Origin of the sequence: Ureibacillus terrenus (genome assembly GCF_006569205.1) — a bacterium.
Classification (GTDB): domain Bacteria; phylum Bacillota; class Bacilli; order Bacillales_A; family Planococcaceae; genus Ureibacillus; species Ureibacillus terrenus.
The window spans coordinates 132,491-148,936 of the sequence record NZ_VIGD01000002.1 but is presented as its reverse complement, the minus strand read 5'-3'; the positions used below and the strand labels follow the sequence as shown (position 1 = coordinate 148,936).

18 protein-coding genes are annotated in these 16,446 nt (G+C 44.8%); 4 read left to right on the top strand and 14 right to left on the bottom strand.

The window, feature by feature from the left end:
- Positions 1-91: 91 nt before the first annotated feature.
- The 6 genes from FKZ59_RS02745 to FKZ59_RS02720 form a co-directional block, all read right to left on the bottom strand.
- A complete protein-coding gene (locus FKZ59_RS02745) occupies positions 92-1,018 on the bottom strand; it encodes an ABC transporter ATP-binding protein (RefSeq protein WP_141601202.1) in 927 nt (308 codons plus the stop codon).
- Positions 1,011-2,063: an ABC transporter ATP-binding protein gene (locus FKZ59_RS02740; protein ID WP_141601201.1), complete on the bottom strand. Its 1,053-nt coding sequence runs from the start codon at positions 2,061-2,063 to the stop codon at positions 1,011-1,013. Before FKZ59_RS02740 ends, FKZ59_RS02745 begins: the two co-directional genes overlap by 8 nt.
- Before the next feature lie 14 nt (positions 2,064-2,077).
- Positions 2,078-2,971: an ABC transporter permease gene (locus tag FKZ59_RS02735; RefSeq protein WP_181733157.1), complete on the bottom strand. Its 894-nt coding sequence runs from the start codon at positions 2,969-2,971 to the stop codon at positions 2,078-2,080.
- Positions 2,972-3,012: 41 nt separating this feature from the next.
- Entirely contained in the window at positions 3,013-3,945 is a 933-nt protein-coding gene (locus FKZ59_RS02730; protein ID WP_141601199.1) for an ABC transporter permease, read from the bottom strand.
- Positions 3,946-4,052: 107 nt separating this feature from the next.
- Complete coding sequence (locus FKZ59_RS02725; protein WP_141601198.1) at positions 4,053-5,669, bottom strand: peptide ABC transporter substrate-binding protein; 1,617 nt, start codon at positions 5,667-5,669, stop codon at positions 4,053-4,055.
- Positions 5,670-5,932: 263 nt separating this feature from the next.
- The gene (locus FKZ59_RS02720) at positions 5,933-6,226 is read right to left on the bottom strand and encodes an RNA polymerase alpha subunit C-terminal domain-containing protein (protein ID WP_141601267.1); all 294 of its coding nucleotides are present in this window, start codon (positions 6,224-6,226) and stop codon (positions 5,933-5,935) included.
- Between the two features lie 286 nt (positions 6,227-6,512).
- Between FKZ59_RS02720 and FKZ59_RS02715 the strand changes: the two genes are divergently transcribed.
- Both FKZ59_RS02715 and FKZ59_RS02710 read left to right on the top strand, forming a co-directional pair.
- On the top strand, positions 6,513-6,734 hold the full coding sequence (locus FKZ59_RS02715; protein WP_141601197.1) for a helix-turn-helix transcriptional regulator: 222 nt from the start codon (positions 6,513-6,515) through the stop codon (positions 6,732-6,734).
- Complete coding sequence (locus tag FKZ59_RS02710) at positions 6,721-7,137, top strand: hypothetical protein (protein ID WP_141601196.1); 417 nt, start codon at positions 6,721-6,723, stop codon at positions 7,135-7,137. The genes FKZ59_RS02715 and FKZ59_RS02710 overlap by 14 nt, the downstream gene beginning before the upstream one ends.
- A 136-nt stretch (positions 7,138-7,273) precedes the next feature.
- Here FKZ59_RS02710 and FKZ59_RS02705 read toward each other — a convergent pair whose 3' ends face one another.
- The 5 genes from FKZ59_RS02705 to FKZ59_RS02690 form a co-directional block, all read right to left on the bottom strand.
- Positions 7,274-8,059 (bottom strand): PhzF family phenazine biosynthesis protein, encoded by a 786-nt coding sequence (locus tag FKZ59_RS02705; protein ID WP_141601195.1) that lies wholly within the window; start codon positions 8,057-8,059, stop codon positions 7,274-7,276.
- Positions 8,060-8,166: 107 nt separating this feature from the next.
- Positions 8,167-9,231, bottom strand: coding sequence for a branched-chain amino acid aminotransferase (locus tag FKZ59_RS02700; RefSeq protein WP_141601194.1), 1,065 nt, complete (start codon positions 9,229-9,231; stop codon positions 8,167-8,169).
- 319 nt (positions 9,232-9,550) lie between these two features.
- Positions 9,551-11,686: a sensor domain-containing protein gene (locus FKZ59_RS02695; protein WP_141601193.1), complete on the bottom strand. Its 2,136-nt coding sequence runs from the start codon at positions 11,684-11,686 to the stop codon at positions 9,551-9,553.
- A 520-nt stretch (positions 11,687-12,206) separates the two neighbouring features.
- Positions 12,207-12,356: a hypothetical protein gene (locus tag FKZ59_RS14645; protein ID WP_181733153.1), complete on the bottom strand. Its 150-nt coding sequence runs from the start codon at positions 12,354-12,356 to the stop codon at positions 12,207-12,209.
- 165 nt (positions 12,357-12,521) lie between these two features.
- Entirely contained in the window at positions 12,522-12,794 is a 273-nt protein-coding gene (locus FKZ59_RS02690; protein ID WP_141601192.1) for a DUF1450 domain-containing protein, read from the bottom strand.
- Positions 12,795-12,912: 118 nt separating this feature from the next.
- Here FKZ59_RS02690 and FKZ59_RS02685 point away from each other — a divergent pair, with 118 nt between their 5' ends.
- Positions 12,913-13,518: a class I SAM-dependent methyltransferase gene (locus FKZ59_RS02685; RefSeq protein ID WP_141601191.1), complete on the top strand. Its 606-nt coding sequence runs from the start codon at positions 12,913-12,915 to the stop codon at positions 13,516-13,518.
- 10 nt (positions 13,519-13,528) lie between these two features.
- Here FKZ59_RS02685 and FKZ59_RS14640 read toward each other — a convergent pair whose 3' ends face one another.
- On the bottom strand, positions 13,529-13,666 hold the full coding sequence (locus FKZ59_RS14640; protein WP_181733152.1) for a hypothetical protein: 138 nt from the start codon (positions 13,664-13,666) through the stop codon (positions 13,529-13,531).
- A 333-nt stretch (positions 13,667-13,999) separates the two neighbouring features.
- On the opposite strand from FKZ59_RS14640, the gene FKZ59_RS02680 reads away from it, so the two are divergent.
- Positions 14,000-15,394 (top strand): amino acid permease, encoded by a 1,395-nt coding sequence (locus FKZ59_RS02680; RefSeq protein ID WP_141601190.1) that lies wholly within the window; start codon positions 14,000-14,002, stop codon positions 15,392-15,394.
- A gap of 48 nt (positions 15,395-15,442) precedes the next feature.
- Here the strand turns inward: FKZ59_RS02680 and FKZ59_RS02675 are convergent, their stop codons facing one another.
- Together FKZ59_RS02675 and FKZ59_RS02670 are read right to left on the bottom strand one after the other, a co-directional pair.
- Positions 15,443-15,679: a hypothetical protein gene (locus FKZ59_RS02675; protein ID WP_141601189.1), complete on the bottom strand. Its 237-nt coding sequence runs from the start codon at positions 15,677-15,679 to the stop codon at positions 15,443-15,445.
- A 205-nt stretch (positions 15,680-15,884) separates the two neighbouring features.
- Positions 15,885-16,415, bottom strand: coding sequence for a YceI family protein (locus FKZ59_RS02670; RefSeq protein WP_141601188.1), 531 nt, complete (start codon positions 16,413-16,415; stop codon positions 15,885-15,887).
- Positions 16,416-16,446: the final 31 nt, after the last annotated feature.

Here is a 16,446-nt window from a genome sequence, read left to right as displayed (position 1 = left end):
CAAAAAATTCATAAAAAAAGCTTGAGGGAACAATTTCATCCCCCAAGCCGACAAATCGGTGATTCAATTTTTCATACGGACAAAGAACATCCTACCGTTGCGCCTGCTGCACCCATTTTCTTACTTGTTCCTCCGTGCCGTATACGAAATGGCCCGGCACCGGTTCATGCATTGCGGCGGTATCCGGCGTTTCTTCATGGACGTAAGGTATTCTTTTCCGTCTCCGTTCCAAAATCGGATCCGGAAGCGGAACAGCCGACAATAACGATTTTGTATACGGATGGATTGGATGATGATAAATTTCTTCAGCTTCCCCAAGCTCCACAATTTTTCCCCGGTACATCACGGCAATCCGGTCGCTGATATATTTCACCATGGATAAATCATGGGCGATAAACAAGTATGTCAAATTCCGTTCTTCCTGGAGTTCCTTTAACAAATTGACGACCTGCGCCTGAATCGAGACGTCCAAGGCTGAAATCGGTTCGTCGGCGATTATGAAGCTCGGGTCCAGACTCAAAGCCCGCGCAATGCCGATCCGTTGCCGCTGACCGCCGGAAAATTCATGGGGATAGCGCATCATATGTTCACGGTTCAACCCGACCGCTTCCAACAAAGAAATGATTTTTTCCTGGCGTTCCTGTTTATTTTTATAAAGGCCGTGGATATCAAACCCTTCGCCGATGATTTCCCCTGCTGTCATGCGGGGATTCAGTGAAGCATATGGATCCTGGAAAATCATCTGCATTTCGCGCTTTAACCGCTTTTTCTCTTTTTTCGATTTGATTTGATGGACATTTTGGCCTTTAAAAATCACTTCTCCATCGGTGATATTATAAAGGCCGATGATGGAGCGCCCCGTCGTCGACTTGCCGCAGCCCGACTCGCCGACAAGCCCCAGCGTTTCCCCTTCATAAATGTGAAAACTGATTCCGTCAACCGCTTTGATCGGGTTCGAAGGAGGGCCGAAATATTGGGTCAAGTTTTTGACTTCCAGGATTTTATGGTTCTTATTCATTCAGTCCAGCCTCCTTCTTATATCTTTCCATCCTTCTTACGATCGGTTCCGGTATGTCAATTTTCGGCGCATTTTCGTGCAATAGCCATGTCTTCGCATAATGGGTTTCGGACACCTTAAACATCGGCGGCTCCAATTCGAAATCGATGGCCAATGCATATTGGTTCCGGGGCGCGAAGGCGTCCCCTTTCGGCGGATGCAACAAATTTGGCGGAGAACCCGGAATCGCATACAATTTTTCATCGCTTTTGTTGTTCAAATCCGGCATGGAACCGAGCAATCCCCATGTATACGGGTGTTTCGGATTGTAGAAAATGTCGTCGACCGTTCCGTATTCGACGATTTGGCCGGCATACATCACCGCCACCCGATCCGCCATATTCGCCACAACCCCCAAATCATGGGTAATGAAAATGATGGATGTATTGCGTTTCTTTTGGATCTCCTTCAACAATTCCAATATCTGCGCCTGGATTGTCACGTCAAGGGCTGTTGTCGGTTCATCGGCAATCAATAGTTTCGGATCGGCCGCAAGGGCAATGGCGATGACCACCCGTTGGCGCATCCCGCCGCTAAATTCATGGGGATATTGGTTGAACCGCTTTTCCGGCATCGGAATGCCCACTTGGCGGAGCAGCTCAATCGCCCTTTCCTTCGCCTCATGTTTCGGCACACTTTTATGCCTTAAAATGACTTCCATAATCTGTTTTCCGACACGGATGGTAGGGTTCAAAGCCGTCATCGGATCCTGGAAGATCATCGCAATGTCGTTTCCCCGGATTTTGGACATTTCTTTATCCGAAAGCGGTATCAAATCTTTTCCTTCGAATAAAATTTGTCCATCCGCATAGATTCCCGGCGGCTCCGGAATCAATTTCATAATGGCGTTGCTCGTCACGCTTTTCCCCGAACCGGATTCGCCGACGATCGCCAACGTTTCGCCTTCGTATAATGTAAAATCGACTCCTCTTACCGCCTGGACAAGTCCCGCGTATGTTTTGAAGTTGATTTTTAAATTCTTCACTTCCAGCAATGGTTTCTTCATGTTTCCGCCCCTTTCTACTTGCGCAGTTTTGGATCAAGTGCATCGCGCAAACCGTCGCCGACCGCATTGAAGGCAAAAATCGTCAAGGAAATGAAAAATGCAGGGAAGAACAAGCGCCAAGGCGCAACCCTCAAACCGCCCATTCCTTCCGAAGCCATCGTTCCCCAGCTGGCGATCGGCTGATTGACGCCCAAGCCCAAGAAGCTTAAGAAGGCTTCCGTAAAGATGGCTGTCGGAATCGTCAAGGTCATCGTGACGAGAATCGCGCCCAATGCATTCGGGATGATGTGGCGGACAATCAAATGCCAGTTGCTTGCCCCAAGCGTTCTGGCGGCCAGCACGAATTCGCGGTTCTTAATCGATAACACTTCCCCCCGGACAATCCGCGCCATGTTCACCCAACCCGTGATCGACAACGCGATGATCATCGGAAGGAGCCCTTGTTCCATCACGACAAGCAGAATGATGACCACCAAAAGGTAAGGGATTGCGGACAAAATATCCACGATGCGCATCATGATGTCATCGACGCGTCCCCCGAACAGGCCTGAAATGCTTCCCCACAACACGCCAATGATCAGATCGATGATGGCTGCCGTGATTCCGATAAACAATGAAATGCGCGCGCCATACCATACCCGGACGAAAACGTCCCGTCCCAAATCATCCGTGCCGAACCAGTGTTCTTTGGAAGGCGCTTCATTGTAAACGCCCAATTGATCCCGATAACTATATTGGGAAAACTCCGGTACGAATATTGCAAGCAATGCAATGATGGCCAGGATGAAAACGCCCGAAACCGCCAATTTGTTTTGTCTGAACCGGTACCACACTTCTTTCCAGAAGGATACGGTCTTTTTCGGCATCTGATCGCTTTCCGCAAGCCGCGGGCCGACCACCCTGAACATTTCCGGAGTCAATTCGCCGTACGTGTCATGCCGTTTCTCCATTATTTTCTTCCTCCCCCTTTCAGCTTAATGCGCGGGTCGATGATAGTATATAAAATATCTACAATCAAAACCGCGAACATCAGAATGATCGCATAGAATACGGTCGTTCCCATGATGACGGTATAATCCCGGTTTGTGATGCTTTGGACGAAATGTCTTCCCAGACCGGGAATCGCAAAAATTTGTTCGATGATAAAGCTGCCTGTCACAACGCCGGCCGTCAAAGGTCCCAGATATGTAATCACAGGCATCAACGCGTTGCGCAGCGTATGCTTAAAGACGATGGTCCATTTGCCGAGGCCTTTGGCGCGGGCCAATTTGACATATTCGCTATGGTTTTCTTCCAGCATGCTGGAACGGACCAATTTGGCAATATATCCGGCATGCGTCAGGGCGATCGCCAAAGCCGGCAAGACCGTGTACTTGAAGCCGTTCCAACCGGCCACCGGAAATAACCCCAATTTTAAGGAAATAAAGTATTGCATCAATCCGGCCAATACGAACGAAGGAACCGAAATCCCCAAAACGGCGATGGTCGTTGCAATATAATCCGGAAATCGGTTATGATAAAGCGCCGCGATGATGCCAAACAATATACCCAGCCCGACGGCAATCAGCATCGCTTCAAGTCCAAGGGCCAACGAAACAGGAAACCCTTCCGCAATAATATCGTTTGTGGACCGTTCTTTGTACTTCATCGACTCCCCAAAATCAAATTTCAGCGTATTGATCAAATAATCCTTGTATTGGATGTACCATGGATTATCCAATCCATATTTGGCATTCAAATTGGCTTCGATTTCAGGCGGGAAATCCCTCTCATTGGCAAACGGATTGCCGGGCGCCGCCTTCATCAGGAAAAAGGTTGCCGTAACAATCAAAAACAACGCAATCAAAATATGGATGATTCTTTTGATGATGTACTTCAGCACAAACCGTTCCCTCCTTTATCGGAAAATTCCGTACAATCCCGGAAATAGCGAAAGGCTGCTTGCGATCCATCTCGATCCCAGCAGCCTTTATACCTGTTTAAACAGAATTATTCAACTTCAACATATTTCAAATAAATGTTGCCCAAATTGTCCGGCTTCATGTTTTTCACATGGTCTTTTGCAACATAAAGGCTAGTGTAATAGTAGATTGGAGCAACCGGGAATTCTTCCATGATGATCGCTTCTGCTTGTTTCAATAACTCCAGACGTTTTTCTTCATCTGTTTGTTTGTTTGCTTCTCTTAATAATTTTGTATATTCCGGATTTTCCCAGCCTGTATCGTTGTTTCCGTTATCCGCAGAATCAAATTGCTCCAGGAATGAGTAAGCATCGTTGTAGTCCGCGATCCAGCCCAAACGTCCGACTTGGTAATCCAAATTTGACAGTTTGTCCAAATAAACCTGCCATTCGGAGTTGTCAAGCGTCGCATTGATGCCCAAGTTTTTGCGCCAGTTTTCCTGGATGAATTGGGCGATTGCGGAGTGGGCTTCACTCGTATTAAATGAAATTTTGATATTGATATCTTCCGGTTTGCTGATTCCGAGCTCTTTCATGCCTTGTTCAAGGGCTTTTTTCGCTTCTTCCACATCATTGTCTTTGAAGTAGCCGCGATCTTTCTCAAAACCTTTGATCGCAGCAGGCACCATGCCCAATGCAGGTTTCTGTTCGCCTTTTGTTACGTTGTCGATCAAACCTTGACGGTCGATTGCAAGCGCCAACGCTTTACGGATATTTTTGTTTTTCAGGATTTCATCCGTTGTATTGAACTTGTACCAGTAGATGGCCGCATAGTCTTCGATATTTAAAATGCCCTCTTTTTTGTATTGGTCGATTGCATCCAATGAAACTGTTTGGAATGGAGAACCCAAGAAATCAATTTCGCCGTTATCAAACATTGTCGTAGCCGTTTGTTCGGATTCAACCATTGTGATGTTCACTTTTTCAAGGGCAACGTTGTCAGCATCCCAGTAATCCGGATTTTTCTTTAATGTGATGTCTTTGTTGTGGTTCCAGGAATCCAACAGGAACGGACCGTTCGTTACATAATCTTCGCCGGCTTCCGTGTACCATTTTGGATTTTTCTCGGCCACGTTTTTATTGACCGGATAGTATGTTTTAAACGCAGTCAATTCCAAGAAATAAGGCGTCGGCTGATCCAATGTGACAACCAAAGTTTTGTCGTCTTCCGCTTTGACGCCGACATCATCGGCTTTCGCTTCCCCTTTGTTGTAGGCTTCCGCGTTTTTGATCGGGTAAAGGATGGAAGCGTATTCGGAAGCGTTTTCAGGATTCAATACCCATTTCCATGCATATTCAAAATCATGGGCCGTTACAGGATCCCCGTTTGACCATTTGGCATCCCGCAGTTTGAATGTGTACGTCAACTGGTCATCGCTGATTGTATAGTCTTCAGCCAATGCGTTCACGATTTCTCCGTCTTTGCGGGTCATCAAGCCTTCAAAAACGTTGTCGAGAATTGCGCTGGAAGTCGTATCCGTCGCCAATCCCGGATGCAGTGAAGGCGGTTCGGAAGGAATAACAAGATTAATTTCTTTTTTGCCTGAAGATTTTTTTCCTTCATCCTTGTTGCCGCCACCGCATGCAGCCAGCACCAAAGTGAGCGTCAACAGAGCTGCCAACAGTAACCAAAACTTCTTCTTCATAACTTTCCTCCCATTAACTTTATTAAATTTTTCATAAAATAGCACAAGTGTCATTTTTCTGACATTTGCCCTGTCCCTACCATCGTATCAAATTTTTTTATCAAAATAAACATTTTTTTATTTATCCAATTAACTTAATATTTTTGATATTTAATTTTTTGGAACAAAAAGGGATATCAATTATATTAGAAAAATAATAACGGGTTTATGCGCAACACGTCGAAAGTTTTCATCCGACATATCAAAAAGTTGCGCCGCGGGCATCAATCATTTTTGAACTTTAATCCCGCCTCTTCCAGCGCCTCTTTCATTTTCGACAGCGCCGATTTCCCTATGCCGTGAAGGGAAAGGATCTCCTTTTCGGTATAATTTGAAAGCTGTTCGACGCCAAAAATCCCTTCCCTTTCCAGCGCCCTTCTTGCCGGTGCGGAAAATTTGGACAGAAAGCCATCCGCAGGTTTCCGTTCCGCTTCGCAAACGGGGCAGCTGTCACAATCGCTGCTCTTGTAGAACTTGTGCCCTTTTTCGCAAATCCTCGGCGTTTTTTCCGAACGCACCATTACATCCCTCTTTCCTCATGCATTGATTCCAATTTGTTGCAGCTTTTCTTATACACGGACAGCTTTCCTTGCCGACCTCCGCAACAAACGGTGGCCGTCGCCATAAAGCTTTATTATCCTTTATACCTTTCCGCAAGCAAATGAAAACTTCCCAATTATAATTTTATTTTCGGATTATTGTAAGAAAATATCCCTCCAAATGTAAAGAAATCTTTACACTCCGCGATCATATATGCTATTGTAGATGTAAAGAGTTCTTTACATCCGTTTGGAGGAGTGATCGGTGAAAGTCATCAACCATATACGGGAAATCCGGCAAAAGAAGGGAATCACCCAGGGGAAAATGGCGGAAGACTTGCAGGTTACCCGCCAAACAATTAATGCCATCGAAAAGAACAAATATAATCCGAGCCTTGAGCTGGCCTTGAAAATCGTGAAATACTTCGATGTGCCGATTGAGGAAGTATTTGAATTGAAGGAGGATGATGAGGATGGGGAGAAATGACCGTTCAGCACATGCGAAGCTTGTTGAAAATTGGGGGAAAATCTTCATTTATTCATGCTGTTATTTGGGGAGCCTTCTGGGGTTGTTCATCGGCTCGATTGTTTATGGCGAGTTTTTGAATGGGCCGTTTATAGGTTTTACATTCATCTATATCCTGTTCATCGCCATGCACATCATCAAACGGAAAAAGAATCATGTGCCTGACATGGATGAACGGATCGCCCGGAACCTGTTCCGGTTCATTGCCTATGCATCGCATATTTCTTTGGCCATTATATTCATCTCGGTGATCATTTTGGGATTGTCGGGGGAAGAATCCATTCCGCTTGTTTATTTATTCGGCTTTTTCATCGCCTACCACTGGGCGGTCGGAATCGGCACTTTTATCATTAAGAGAACATGAAAAGAAAATCCGGCAAGGGTTCCTTCTTTGCAGGCCGGGCCGCAGCACGCACAAAAAAAGAGGCATAGCGCCTCTTTTCATTATGGCCGCGGTACGCGCAGCCGCTGCAGATGGTTGGCCGCGCATCATCCATTTTTCAGACATAAATCTTCCCTTCCATATAAACAACCGCTTCCCCGCCAATTTGAATTTCCATTCCCAAATCTTTGCAGTACAGTTTCCCTCCCCGCGGCGACAATTGCAGCGCCACAAACTCCTCTTTCCGCAGCATCTTTTTCCAATAAGGGACAAGGGTGCAATGGGCGGAACCCGTCACCGGGTCTTCGTCAATGCCGGCTTTGGGGGCAAAAAACCGGGAAACGAAGTCGGCCCCATTTCCTTTCGCGGTCGCAATCACCCCGAAGGCATCCAGCTTCTTCAGTTCCTCCAAATCGATTTCCAGATTCCTGATTTCTTCTTCCGTTTCAAACACCGCAAGATAATCCCGCGCCAAATACACTTCTTTCGGCTTTTTCCCCAAGCCTTTCACAAGGGCTTCCGGCATTTCGCAAGGTTCCCCTTCCCGGGATGGAAATGTCATCACAAGCAGGGAGCCTTCTTTGACGACAGTCAACAATCCGCTTTTTGTATGGAACCGCACTTCCGCAACGGACGGTTCCAAATAGTTGAACACCGCAAAGGCCGCGGCGAGGGTCGCATGGCCGCACAAATCGATTTCGGTTTTCGGCGTAAACCACCGCAATTCATATTCCCCTTTTTGCCGATGAACAACAAAGGCCGTTTCGGATAAATTATTTTCCATCGCGATTTGCTGCATGATTTCATCCGGAAGCCATTCATCCAGCACAACGACCGCCGCCGGATTTCCTTTGAAAGGTTCTCCCGTAAATGCATCGATTTGATAAATCGGCAATTCTTTCATCCGCCGCTCTCCTTTCCACACTCCTCCGAATGTTGCCATTCAGCTCCGGAACCAAAAAGCCCGCACCCCGTAATGCCGAGGTGCGGGTCCAGTGTTCCAAATTATGGTTAGATGCGCACAGTCCATCCAAATGGATCTTCAATTTTTCCGTACTGGATGCCTGTCAATGTATCATATAGCATTTGGGATACTTCTCCGATTTTTCCGTCGTTGACCACAATCCGTTTGTCCAAATATTTTAATTCCCCTACCGGAGAAATAACCGCTGCCGTACCAGTTCCGAATACTTCCTCGAGTGTTCCGTTTTCGGCAGCTTCGATGACTTCGTCAATGGTGATGCGGCGCTCTTCCACCGGAATATTTTTGGATTTCAACAATTTGATCATGGAATCCCGGGTAATACCAGGCAGGATGCTTCCTGTCAATGCCGGTGTAATGACCGTACCATTGATTTTGAAGAAGATGTTCATGCTTCCGACTTCTTCGATATAGCGTTTTTCGATGCCGTCCAACCATAATGTTTGGGCGTAGCCTTCTTTTTCCGCATTGAGTTGTCCAATCAATGAACTTGCATAGTTGCCCCCGGTTTTCGCTTCCCCGGTACCGCCCACAACGGCGCGCACATATTTTTCTTCCACCAGGATTTTTACCGGATTGATGCCTTCTTTATAGTAAGATCCACTAGGAGACATGATGATCATGAACAAATAGTTTTTTGAAGGATGTACACCCAGAAATGGTTCCGTTGCAATGATGAATGGACGGATATATAAAGATGTGCCCGGCGCATCCGGTACCCAATCCCGGTCGATATCCACCAATTTTTTCAACGCTTCCAACGCAAATTCTTCATCAATTGGCGGGATGACCATCCGTTCGTTGGAATGGTTCAACCGTCTGAAGTTGGCATCCGGGCGGAACAATTGGATTTCCCCGTCCGGTGTCCGGTATGCTTTCAACCCTTCGAAAACCGTTTGTCCATAGTGGAACACCATTGAGGATGGCTCAAGACAAATTTTTTGGTAAGGAACGATGCGTGGATCATGCCAGCCCTTTCCTTCCGTGTAATCCATGATAAACATGTGATCCGTAAAATAGTGTCCAAAGCCAAGTTCATCCGCAGCTGGCTTTTCTTTTGGACAGTCAGTTAATTCTATAGTGATTTCTGTCATAATAAAGCCTCCAGTATTTTGTCGAATATTCAGAATAATATTTCTGTTATTAAAATAGTATAATACTTTTATCCTTAATTGTTAAAAGAATATTTCGATGAAATCCAACTAATTTTTATTTATTATTGCTGTTTGATGAACTGTTTTTCGAAAATAGTAATTATCAGGGGATTCCCCTGCTTTGACTCCCCATGATATTGATGATGTCAAAACTTGAAAAACTGAACCTTCAAAAAATATTATCGTTATATAAATATTAATAAAAACTCCTGCAGCAATCTGCAGGAGCGTTGGATGTTTTGTTATGTATGAATCATGATCAATTATGTATATGGAAACCGTTTGTCCGGACAAAATCCTCAAAATCTTCTTTTTTCAACGGACGGCTGTAATAATATCCCTGTCCGAATATGCAGCCATCGTTTCTTAGCGTGTTCACATGTTCCTCGATTTCAATGCCTTCCGCTATCACTTTCAACCCAATTGTCTTCGCAAGGCTGATGATGGCTCTGACGATTGCTTTGCTTTCCTCGTTTTTATGTATATCTTTCACGAATAAAGCATCCACCTTCACCGTATCAATCGGAAGGTGTTTTATGTAACTTAAAGAACTGTATCCTGTTCCAAAATCATCAATCGAGATATGTATTCCGAGATTGCGGAGCCGTTTCAAAACCGGTATCATGCTGTTCATATCCGCAAAAATGCTTTCGGTCACTTCCAATTCAAGCAGATGGGGATCAAATCCCGTTTCCTTCAAGATTTGTTCGACCTGCCCGACAAAATTCGGATCTTGCAATTGACGCACCGAGACGTTGACAGCCACAATCAATTCTCCAAAACCCTTTTCTTGCCATTCTTTCGCTTGCCGGCAACTCTCTCTTAAAATCCACTCACCCAGCGGGACAATCAATCCCGTTTCCTCGGCAAGAGAAATGAATTTACCCGGCGAAATCGCCCCCAAATCCGGATGATTCCAACGGACCAAAGCCTCCACTCCAACAATCCGGTTATTTTGGATATTTAATTTCGGCTGGTATTCCAAAAAGAACTGCTGGTTCTTCAGCCCTTTCCGCATGGCGTTTTCGATGATTCGCCGCTCCAAAGAAACGCTTTCCAATTCCTTATTGTAAATCGCATAGTGATTTTTGCCTTTTTGTTTCACTTGCGACAAAGCCGAATCCGCATTTTTGATGAGCTCTTCCGGAGTTTTTCCATGCCCCGGATACAACGCAATGCCGATGCTGCAAGTCTGTGAATACTCCCTTCCATTCAAGTTCATCGGTTTTTGGAAGGCCTGAATCAGCCGATTCGCGACTTGCTTGGTTTGTTCTTCATCGATATCCTTCAACAGAACAATGAATTCATCGCCGCCCATCCGGGCCACAAAATCCTGATTCCGGATTACTTCACGAATGTTTTCGGCAGCTTTTACAATCACCAAATCCCCCGTATCATGCCCGAGCTGCTCGTTCACCAATTTGAAGTTGTCCAAGTCGATGGACAGAATTGAAAATTTTTCTTTTGTCAATTGAATATCCATCACATGGGAACGGAACTCTTTCATAAAATGGGAGCGGTTCGGGAAATTCGTCAAACTGTCGTGGTATGATAAATGGTACAGATTTTGTTCCGCTTCCTTCAAAGCGCTGATGTCGCTCATGGCAATGAGGATGAAATCTTTTGACGGATTTTCATCATCATGGACGATTTTCATGTCCGCTTCCATATCAATATATCGGCCGTCGCCGTGGAGCACCCGGAACTCCAACTTGCGGAAATAGCCCGTGCCCGCATTTTTTTGTTGATGCAATAAAAATTGAATCTCCATTTTTAACAGGTCCACATCTTCCATATGTATAAGATCGAACAAATTTTGCCGCTCCAATTCCTTCAAATCATAGTGCAGCAGTATATTGAATGTCGGGGAAATGTAGTAAAACTTTCCGCCTTCATCGATCAGCGCGACAAAATTGTCGGAGTGCTCGGCAATCAATTCATATTTTTTATAGCTTTGTTTCAGTTCCTCTTCCAATTCCTTTTCTTTGGTGATATCCGTGCGGATGGACAAATACTTATACGGTTTTCCCTTTTCATCCAGAAAAGGGATGATAGTGGAGAGAACCCAATAATAAGTCCCATCCTTCTTTTTGTTTTTGATTTCTCCCTTCCATATATTGCCGCTTCCAATTTCCCTCCACATTTGCTTAAAGTATTCCTTTGGGTGGTAACCGGAATTCACGACACGGTGGGTTTTACCGATCAATTCTTCCCTTGAATATTGGGATATTTCGCAAAACAAATCATTGACATATGTGATTCTCCCACGCGCATCCGTAATGGCGACTATGGAGGTTTGATCTAATGCATATTTCAGCTCTTGCAGCTCTTTTATCTCATAAAGCAATTGTTGAATATCCTCCGGTTGATCGTGGTTTTTTGTTTTTTTGTCCATAAATGGTATATACTCCTTTATAAAAATAAAAAATGTATATACAATATTCCCATTTTATAACTAAAATACTATAACAGGAAAATCATATGAATATATTTTTTGATAAAATTGCAATAATTCCTTTCGTTTTAAACCATTTTTCCTGTTTTTTTAAAGTATAAGCGGAAGAATTTGTTTAGACAAGTGTTTTGGTAGGACTTCTAATATAAATTTCAACCCTGAATCGGAAAATTTATTTCCGGGATAAAAAAGCTGTTCCGCAAGGTTTTCGCCTTGGCGGACAGCAGAAAAGGAGGTTTATGGGAATAAAGATGCAGGCTTGATGTGCGGAAAGTAGGAGAAATTGTTCCCCGAAGGAGTGTTTCGCGCGTTTTCCATCCTTCTCTCCATGCTCCAGCCGATTATGCGTTTTATACGTTCCGGCGTTGTCGCGCCGTTCCAAAAAACATTCCCCCGGGTTTTGGTTTTCATGGGAGGCGGCCATATTTATTTGAAATAAAAAAACGTTTAAGGCCCTCCCTTAAACGTAAACGCCGGCATCGTAAAAGAAACTGCAGATGAACCCTGAAATGATGCAAACAATGGTTGCGACGATGATAAAAATGCCCAAAAAATATAATGCATCCCCAAACAGCTGCTCAAATCCATAACTTAAGGGAATATAGGCCATTCTTTCCCCTCCGCTGGCATAGAATCGTTTATTCTTTGATATATGCATAAGGGAAGAAACTGTTACTTGCAAGGGGATTCCGGCAATTGAAATCATAAAAAAAACAGCCAAAACGGCTGCTCCTGTTCGAAAGGCGACAGTTTTCCAACCGCCGATTTTCCCGCCTTATTCGATCGGATTCAATTCCAATTCTTCTTCTATTTTTTCAAGCAGTTCTTTGGCGCTGTCTGCCGCAACCGGTTCCCCATTGACAAGGGCATAATAGTGGCGCTCGCAAATTTCGCAATAGGAGTTGCACCCCGTTTCTTCCACCGTGACATCTTCCCGCTGTTCCAGGACATCGTACACTTCTGGATCGGCAAACGCCGGATTCGATACGCAAAATACCACCCGGTTTTTTAATGGCCCGCTCTTCTTTCCGAATAGTTTTTTGAACATATGCGCTCTCCTCACTATGTAAAACGATCGTCGAATCAATTATACTATCTTCGTAAACGTTCAACCAATATTCAATCCGGAAAATCCGGTTCAATATAGAAAGATCGGGGCAATCGTCATGAACGAAATAGCATACGACCGACATCTCCATATTCAAACATGCGGAATCAAGGAAGGCATCCATCACTCTTCCCATTACAACCGCTACGAACCGACCCCTTATGCTGCGCTGGAGGAATTGCTCAAATATTATCCCATCAATGAGAAAGACGCCATCGTCGATTTCGGGTACGGTTTGGGGCGCGTCGGCATTTTTCTGCATGACAAAACCGGAGCTTCCGTCATTGGCATTGACATGAACGAACAATTCATCAGGGAAGCCCTCAAAAACCGGGAACGATATTGCAAAAAATTCCGGAAGAAGGAAGAAAAAATCCAATTTCTCCATTGTTTCGCAGAAGATTATCCCATCCGCCCTGAAGAAAACAAATTTTATTTTTTCAATCCTTTTTCGTTGCCGGTTTTCACGAAAGCGCTCCATCGGATCATGCGCTCGACGGAGGAAGCGAAACGGCCGGTGGATGTGATTTTATATTATCCTTCCATCGATTATCTGGATTATTTGAACCACTATACCCCTTTTGCGAAAACCATTGAAATTCCCATCCCCTCCATGCATGAAAAAGTGTGGAACGAGCGCTTTATCATTTACCGCTTATCTTAGGCCATGATTTTCAATGGCTTTTTTGTTTTCCATCCTTTCCGGATGTTCCCATCAAAAACGCCGTGCTGCCGGCAATGGAAAATGCGGTCCATTTGGATGTATACCCTATAAATGGAAGAACAATGCTAATCCACGCCGGCAGATTCATGGAAAAATCCACCTTTTTCCCTTCAAATCATATTCTTCTATAGCATTCCATCCTTTTTATGAATCCATCTTCGAAGCCATGTCCAAAAGCGTTCCGTTTGCCGCGTTTAAGTTCCGGGAAGTTGCGCAACTTAAAGAAAGAGTTAGCGCAAGCCAAAACGTTATATCAAAATAATATAAAGTTAACTAAATTATCAGAAATTTATTAATAAAAACAAAATTATTACTTTTCGATTCTTCAACACTTCAACGCGAAAAAGTGTTATACTTAAGTCGCTTTTACGATTTTTCGAAATATCAAAATTTTATTATTTTAATATAGGATTGGATGGTTATGAAAAAACAATTGTTACGGAAATTATCGTTGACTCAACTGCTGAATCACCAAGGCACCACACAATTTAATAAATCGATGAATGCGTTTGATTTGATTGCCCTCGGCGTCGGGGCTGTGGTCGGAACAGGCATCTTCATCCTGCCGGGGACGGTGGCCGCCCTGCATGCGGGGCCTGCCATTGTATTCTCGTTCATTTTTGCGGCGATTGTCTGCGCCTTTTCCGCCCTCTGTTATTCCGAGCTGTCGTCTTCCATTCCGGTGGCGGGAAGCGCTTATACCTATTCATATGTGCTGTTCGGCGAAATGATCGCCTGGATGGTCGGATGGAGCCTTCTGCTGGAATACGGCCTGGCCGTGGCAGCGGTGGCAACGGGCTGGTCCGCCTATTTCCAATCCCTCATCGAAGGTTTTGGCATCCATCTGCCAAAGGCTTTGTCGGGATCATTCAGCCCGGCCGACGGAACTTTCATCAATTTGCCGGCCATCTTCATCATTGTCCTTTTGGCGGCTGTGTTATCAATGGGAATCAAAGAATCCAACCGGCTGAACAAGGCCATGGTGTTCATCAAAATCGGCATCATCCTGCTCTTCCTTGCCGTCGGGGTCTTTTATGTGAAGCCTGAAAACTGGCAGCCTTTTGCCCCATTCGGGTTTAAAGGGATCCTGACCGGCGCTGCGCTCGTCATCTTCGCCTACCTGGGATTTGACAGCGTGTCTTCCGCTGCGGAAGAAGTGAAAAATCCGCAGAAAAACATGCCGATCGGAATCATCGGGACGCTCGTAATCTGTACAATTTTATATGTGGCCGTTTCCCTCGTGCTGACGGGCATTGTGCCATATACGGAGCTGAACGTGGGGAACCCGGTCGCCTATGCGATGGAAATGGTCAACCAGGATTGGGTATTTGGCGTGATTTCCCTCGGAGCGGTCATCAGCATGATGACGGTGATTTTCGTCATGATGTACGGGGGCACCCGTTTGGTGTACTCCTTTGCGCGGGATGGCATGCTTCCGAAAATTTTGTCCGAAATTCATCCCCGCCGGAAAATCCCGTTGAAAAACACATGGATTTACGCTTTGTTCGTTTCCTTATTTGCCGGATTCATTCCGATTGACAAATTGGCGGAGCTTGTCAATATCGGGACATTGATCGCCTTTGCCGCCGTATCCATCGGCGTCATTGTCGCAAGAAAAATGAAAATCGAAGGGCTGAAAGAAGGGTTCAAAGTGCCCCTCTTCCCGATTGTGCCCATCCTTTCATTTATCCTTTGCATATTCATGATTACCCAATTGTCCAAGTTCACGATGTTGACGTGCCTGATTTGGATGATTGCCGGATTGGTCGTGTATTTCGTGTATGGAAGGAAGCACAGCGCCTTAAATAAGGAATGAAAATAAAAAACACCCGTTCAAAAACGATCGGGTGTTTTTTTATTCGGATCAATCTTCTAAAATCCGGAAACTATAGTCGTTGGTAAACGGATTATGGATAATCAATTCATAACTTAAATTTCTTTTATCCGCGCCTTCTATCAGAAAATCGATTTCTTTGGAATTGAAATATCTTTCAACAAACACCGCGAATATGCCAAGGGCTATGGCCGCAAACACCATCGCCGCCACAAAAGGTGCCAATCGGGCAGAACTTTTCAAAAGCACCTTCTTCATTGCAATCACCTATTTCCCTCTTTTTATAATATAATATGCATTTTTGTAAATAGAGTAAATATTTAGAAGGACGACGCTGCCATCCTGGTACCGCACCCTTTCTCCGCAGATGTCCATCATGCCCGACAAACAAAATTCTTATCCGTTCAACCGCTCTTTCTGTCCGCATAAAAATAAAGCGGATGCCAAAGCGCATCCGCTCTTCCGATATTGATTAATTTCCAGGGTTCACTTCCAATTCGGCAATAATTTTTACTTCTTTGCCTACCAGCACACCGCCTGTTTCAAGGGCGGCGTTCCATGTAAGGCCGAAGTCTTCGCGGTTGATTTTTGCATGGGCTTCGAAACCGTAAACTTCGACTCCCCAAGGGTTTTTGCCTTTGCCGTTGAATTCCACTTCAAATGTCACCGGTTTTGTCACGTCTTTAATTGTCAAATCCCCTGTCACTTCAAATACATTGTCGTCTTTCTTCTGGATGTTTGTGGATTTGAACGTGATTGTCGGATATTTTTCCACATCAAAGAAATCCGCGGATTTTAAGTGGTTATCGCGGTCTTCCAATTTTGTATCGATGCTTGCCACATCAAAAGTGAAGCTGATGCTTGCATTTGTAGGATTTGTCAAATCGTCCGCTTCAATTTCCGCCTCATAAGAGTTGAAGCGCCCTCTCACTTTCGATACCATCATGTGTCTCACTTCAAAGCCGATTTCCGAGTGTGCTTTGTCAATAACCCATTTTGCCATTTCTTATACCTCCCATATTATTTTATTACGA